Genomic DNA, 6,470 nt, shown 5'->3' on the forward strand with positions numbered 1-6,470 from the left:
CTTCGTTACGATTAAGACATTCGTATCCTCTTCAACAATTTCCATACCTACTACTTGGTCCTCTTCGCCTAGTGTAATAGCTTTTACACCAGCTGCATTACGGCCCATAGAACGTACATCCTGTTCATTGAAGCGAATTAACATACCGTTGCTTGTCCCTACGATAATATCTTTATCACCAGATGTTAAACGTACAGAAATTAATTCATCTTCTTCACGAAGCGAAATTGCAATTAAACCGTTCGTACGTATATTTCCAAATGATGAGAGCGGCGTTCTCTTAGAAATACCTTGTTTCGTTGTAAAGAATAAGAACTGGTCGTCACCAAATTCACGAATTGGAATAATAGCGTTGATCCACTCACCCTTATCTACCCCTAATAGATTAATAATTGGTATGCCTTTTGCCGTACGACTATACTCTGGAATTTCATATCCTTTTGTACGGTATACTTTACCCTTGTTTGTGAAGAATAAAATATGATCATGAGTAGACGTTGTTAATAAATGTTCAACAAAGTCATCATCATTCGTACCCATTCCTTGTACACCACGTCCCCCACGGTTCTGTGTTTTGTACGTAGAAGCCGGTAACCTCTTAATATAACCATTATGAGTAAGTGTAATTGCGATATTTTGTTCTGGGATTAAATCTTCATCCTCTATAGCTTCCATACCGCCAATTGTAATTTCTGTTCTTCTCTTATCATTAAAACGTTCTTTGACCTCCGTTAATTCCTCACGAATGATCTCAAGAACCTTCTCTTCATCTGCTAAAATTGCTTTTAGCTCTGCAATCAGCTTCATTAAGTCTTGATATTCTTGTTCGATTTTTTCACGTTCTAATCCAGTTAAGCGTTGCAGACGCATATCTAAAATTGCCTGTGCTTGTTTCTCACTTAAGCCGAATCGTTCCATTAAACCTTGTTTTGCAATATCAGCTGTTTTTGAACTACGGATTAACGTAATAACTTCATCAAGATGATCTAAAGCGATTCGTAATCCTTCTAAAATATGAGCGCGCGCTTCTGCTTTCTCTAACTCATAAGCAGTACGTCTGCGGATCACGACCTTCTGGTGCTCTAAATAATAATATAAATTTTGTTTTAAATTTAGAACTTGTGGCTCTCCATTTACAAGAGACAACATGTTAATACCGAAACTTGTTTGAAGTGCTGTATGTTTATAAAGATTATTTAATAGTACATTTGCATTTGCATCGCGACGTACTTCCATAACAATGCGCATACCATTTCGATCCGATTCATCACGTAAATCTGTAATACCTTCAATTTTCTTATCACGAACTAATTCTGCAATTTTTTCAATTAAACGTGCCTTGTTAACTTGATAAGGTAGCTCAGTTACAATAATAGATTGTTTACCGTTGGCTCTCTCTTCAATTTCAACTTTAGCACGAATTATAATAGAACCACGGCCTGTCTCGTAAGCTCTTCGAATCCCGCTTCTTCCTAAGATTAAACCTGATGTTGGGAAGTCTGGTCCAGGAATATATTCCATTAATTCCGCGATAGTGATATCAGGGTTATGACTTAATGCCAACACACCGTCAATTACTTCTCCAAGTTGATGCGGTGGAATGTTTGTTGCCATACCAACCGCAATACCCGTCGTACCATTGACTAATAAGTTAGGGAAACGCGCTGGTAATACAACTGGTTCTCTTTCAGAACCATCATAGTTATCTTGATAATCAATTGTATTCTTTGTAATATCGCGTATTAATTCCATAGAAATCTTAGACATTCTTGCTTCTGTATAACGCATTGCTGCCGCTGAATCTCCATCAACAGAACCGAAATTACCATGTCCATCAACAAGCATGTAACGTTGACTAAAATCTTGCGCCATACGTACCATTGTTTCATAAACAGCTGAATCACCGTGCGGGTGATACTTACCAATTACTTCGCCGACAATACGCGCCGACTTCTTATATGCTTTATCAGCTGTAATTCCTAAATCATTCATCGCATATAAAACCCTACGATGAACTGGTTTTAATCCATCACGAACATCTGGTAATGCACGAGACACGATAACACTCATTGCGTAATCTAAAAATGAGGTACGCATTTCATGACTAATATTAATTTCTCGAATTCGTGCTTGTTGTTGATTGTCTGACATCAACGAGCACCTCCTCTTACATTTCCGTTACACATACATTGATTTATATGTAGAAGACAGGAATACTTGGATTCCTGTCATTACTCACTTAAATATCAAGGTTTTTCACGTATTTTGCATTTTCTTGGATAAAGTTACGACGCGGCTCTACTTTATCACCCATTAAAATTTCAAATGTTTCATCCGCTTCAATCGCATCTTGAAGGGAAACTTGAAGTAACGAACGTACTTCTGGATCCATCGTCGTCTCCCACAGCTGAGTTGGATTCATTTCCCCTAGACCTTTATAACGCTGAATCCCAGGCTTAGGTTGAACTGGTAATTCAGCTAGTATTTTTTCAAGTTCTTTATTATTGTAAGCATATTGAATTTTTTTACCTTGTTGTACTTTAAACAACGGTGGCTGCGCGATATATATATAACCACACTCAATTATTTGACGCATATAACGATAGAAGAACGTTAATAATAGGGTACGAATATGTGCACCATCCACGTCGGCATCTGTCATAATAATTACTTTATGATAACGAGCCTTCTCAATATCGAAATCCCCACCAATATTTGTACCGATTGCTGTAATAATTGTACGCACTTCATCATTAGATAAAATTTTATCTAATCGCGCCTTTTCAACATTAATAATTTTACCTTTAAGTGGTAAAATTGCTTGAAAATGACGGTCACGCCCTTGTTTCGCAGATCCGCCGGCAGAGTCACCCTCTACGATATAAATTTCACTGATTGCTGGATCTTTAGAAGAACAATCAGCTAGCTTCCCTGGTAAACTTGAAACTTCTAGAGCACTCTTTCGGCGCGTTAGTTCACGAGCTTTTTTAGCCGCTACACGTGCACGTGCTGCCATAGTCCCTTTATCTATAATTTTACGTGCAACATTGGGGTTTTCTAGTAAGAACTTTTCAAACGCCTCTGAGAATACAGACTCTGTAATCGTTCTCGCTTCACTATTTCCAAGTTTCGTCTTCGTTTGTCCTTCAAATTGTGGATTTGGATGCTTAATTGACACGATTGCTGTTAAACCTTCACGAACATCTTCACCAGTTAAATTACTATCCGCATCTTTTAAAATGTTATTTTTACGACCATAATCGTTAATTACACGTGTTAGAGCAGTCTTAAAACCTACCTCATGTGTACCGCCTTCATACGTATGAATATTATTTGTAAATGAATAAATATGATTTGTATAGCCTTCGTTATATTGAAGAGCGACCTCAACCTGAATCCCATCTTTTGAACCCTCAACATATACAGGTTCTTCATGAATCGGTTGTTTTGAACGATTTAAATGTTCCACATAAGATTTAATTCCACCTTCGTAATGGAACTCTTTCTTTTGCTTATGTTCACGCTTATCTTCAATTGTTAATTTAATATTACGATTTAAAAACGCTAGCTCACGCATACGGGTAGCTAATGTATCAAATTCATATTCTGTTGTCTCTTGGAAAATCTCTGGATCGGGCTTAAAACGTGTTATTGTTCCTGTACGGTCTGTTTCACCTATTACCTTTAAATCCGCAGACGGGATACCACGTTCATATTTTTGATAGTGTATTTCTCCATCTCGATGTACAAATACCTCTAATTCTGTTGATAAAGCATTTACAACAGATGCACCTACTCCGTGCAAACCACCAGAAACTTTATAACCGCCACCGCCAAATTTCCCTCCAGCATGAAGTACCGTCATAATAACCTCTACAGCAGGACGTCCCATTTTCTCTTGAATACCAACTGGGATACCACGACCATCATCTGTTACAACAATACTATTATCTTCTTCAATACTGACATTAATTTCATCACAATATCCCGCTAAAGCTTCGTCAATACTGTTATCAACTATTTCCCATACGAGGTGATGAAGACCTTTTCCACTTGTAGAACCGATATACATACCAGGACGCTTACGAACCGCTTCCAGTCCTTCTAACACCTGAATTTGACTTTCATCATATGCATTTTCCTGCATTTGCTTTTGTTCCATTGACACAAAGATCACCTACTTTTCCATTTAAACAGAAATTATTTTCTGTCTATTTCACAATCTACCGTGCCGTTCGTTACATGAATTGTTTTCGCTTCTTTCAATGTTTCGTGTTCAATTCCGTCGACACTCGTCGTTGTCACAAATGTTTGCACTTTTCCCTGAATTGTGTTTAGCAGATGCGATTGACGATAATCATCTAATTCTGATAATACATCATCTAGTAAAAGGATCGGATATTCCTTAACCTCTGAGTATATCAATTCAATTTCAGCCAATTTTAGGGATAGTGCGGTTGTTCGCTGTTGTCCTTGTGAACCAAAGACTTGAACATTTTTACCATTAACGAAGAATTGTAAATCATCACGATGAGGACCGAGTAAAGTTGTACCCCGAAAAATTTCACGTTGTTTCACAGATTGAAAACTTTCATAGTATACTTCTTTTATTTTCGACAAATCCATTGATTCTGATACATCTACACTTGGTTTATAAACGATTTCTAACTCCTCTAATCCCCTGCTAATCCCGCGATGGATTGGAGCAGCCCATTCTTGTAGTAAATGCAAAAACTCAAAACGTTTCCGCAAAATTTTCGCACCATGCTCAATAAGCTGAAGTGTAAATACATCCAACATCGTTTCCTCATTTTTACTATTTCCTTGCATCTTCTTAAGTAAATGATTTCGTTGCGTGAGTACCTTTTGATATTGGCTTAATTCATACAAATAGACCGGAGCTATTTGTCCAAGTTCCATATCTAAAAAGCGTCTTCGTACTTGAGGGCTTCCTTTTACAAGATTTAAATCTTCTGGGGCAAACATAACAACGTTCATTTCACCAATGTACTGGCTTAATTTTTGTTGTTCTAACTGATTCAACTTTGCCTTTTTACCTTTTTTTGAAATATTTAATTCTAAGGATAAAGAACTATTTCGCCTTTGTAATCTACCTTTTATATTACCATAATCCTCATCCCAACGAATGAGTTCACGATCGTTCGAAGTTCTATGGGATTTCGCCATCGCCAATACATAAATAGCTTCCATTAGATTCGTTTTCCCTTGCGCATTTTCACCAATAATTACATTGACTTTATCCTCAAAGGAAAGCTCTAAATGCTCATAATTGCGATAGTTTTTTAATTGTATTTCTGTAATAAACAAAGGGATCCCCCTTTATGATTGAACTTGGAAAGTTCCGCTTCCCGGAATTTCAACAATATCATTTGCATATAACTTTCGGCCTCTTCTATTTTCAAGTTCTTGATTCACGTATACTTCATATTCTTGTAAGAACCATTTTACAGCGCCGCCTGTATCAATTACATCAGCTAACTTTAAAAATTGTCCTAGTGTAATGTATTCTGTTGAAATCTTAATAAGTTTCATAAAATCGCTCACTTTCTGAAAGTGTTCATTCTTTCATTGTACTAAATAAACTAGCATTAGGAAAGTAATACCCTACAAATCAAATAAGGGTCACTAGTACCTTTACACTAGCAACCCTCAACCCTTACTTAGTAAGTACGTACCGGTAAAATTAATTGAATGATGGAATCATCATTCGCTGTGCGAATTAAAAACGGTCTCATCGCTCCAGTAAAACTAACTTTAATTTCTGTACTATCTAAAGCTTTTAATGCGTCCATCATATATTTTGCACTAAAAGATATTTTTAATTCTTCTCCATCTACATTTTCACATTGAACCTCTTCTACTACTTTTCCGATTTCTGGTGCATTCGAAGAAATCTCTAACATCTGTTGTTCTAATGTTGATAATTTAACAACGTTGTTACGACCATCTCTTGCTAATAGCGACGCACGATCAATTGCTTGTAAAAATTCTTTCGTATTTACAAAAATATCAGTCTTACTCTCGGCTGGAATTAAACGCGTTGTATCTGGATAATTACCTTCTAACAATCTTGAGAAGAATAATAAATGTTTTGTACGGAATAATACTTGATACTCCGTAATAACGATATCTACCATTTCTTCAGATTCATCTAGAATTTTACTTAATTCACTTAAGCTCTTACCAGGAATAACGACATTCGCTTGAAATTCATCGGCAATATTATACCCTTCGATTTTCGCTTTACGAAGTGCTAGCCTGTGACTATCTGTTGCAATGCAAGTTAGCTCGCTGTTATATACCTTCCAGTTTACACCTGTCAAGATCGGTCTTGTTTCAGAACTTGAAACTGCAAATACTGTTTGACGAATCATGTGTTTTAGTAAATCTGTTGGAATCTTAAATACATGATGTTCTTCGATTTGTGGTAATAACGGATATTCAGCAGC

General features: G+C 36.7%; 5 protein-coding genes (1 of these 5 cut by a window edge). All 5 read right to left on the minus strand.

The window, feature by feature from the left end:
* A protein-coding gene (gene gyrA / locus QCI75_RS26780; RefSeq protein ID WP_144506039.1) for a DNA gyrase subunit A crosses the window boundary here: on the minus strand, positions 1–2,151 show its 5' portion. The gene continues 321 nt to the left of window position 1, outside the view; only the first 2,151 of its 2,472 coding nucleotides appear in the window; it begins with the start codon at positions 2,149–2,151; its stop codon lies beyond the left edge, outside the window.
* An 88-nt stretch (positions 2,152–2,239) separates the two neighbouring features.
* Positions 2,240–4,162, minus strand: coding sequence for a DNA topoisomerase (ATP-hydrolyzing) subunit B (gene gyrB / locus QCI75_RS26785; protein WP_353761466.1), 1,923 nt, complete (start codon positions 4,160–4,162; stop codon positions 2,240–2,242).
* Positions 4,163–4,200: 38 nt separating this feature from the next.
* Positions 4,201–5,328 carry a DNA replication/repair protein RecF gene (gene recF, locus QCI75_RS26790; RefSeq protein WP_070145764.1) on the minus strand — a complete coding sequence of 376 codons (1,128 nt, stop codon included), beginning with the start codon at positions 5,326–5,328 and terminating at the stop codon, positions 4,201–4,203.
* A gap of 12 nt (positions 5,329–5,340) precedes the next feature.
* Entirely contained in the window at positions 5,341–5,553 is a 213-nt protein-coding gene (gene yaaA, locus QCI75_RS26795; RefSeq protein WP_025146931.1) for a S4 domain-containing protein YaaA, read from the minus strand.
* 128 nt (positions 5,554–5,681) lie between these two features.
* Positions 5,682–6,470, minus strand: a 789-nt coding sequence (dnaN, locus tag QCI75_RS26800; protein ID WP_353761467.1) for a DNA polymerase III subunit beta, incomplete at its 5' end; no start/stop codon positions are given.

Source organism: Bacillus cereus group sp. RP43 (genome assembly GCF_040459645.1).
Lineage (GTDB): Bacteria > Bacillota > Bacilli > Bacillales > Bacillaceae_G > Bacillus_A > Bacillus_A mycoides_C.

Excerpts from the sequence above, each read along its gene's own strand:
- gyrB (WP_353761466.1), bottom strand. The coding sequence starts at position 4,162 with ATGGAACAAAAGCAAATGCAGGAAAATGCATATGATGAAAGTCAAATT.
- yaaA (WP_025146931.1), bottom strand. The coding sequence starts at position 5,553 with ATGAAACTTATTAAGATTTCAACAGAATACATTACACTAGGACAATTT.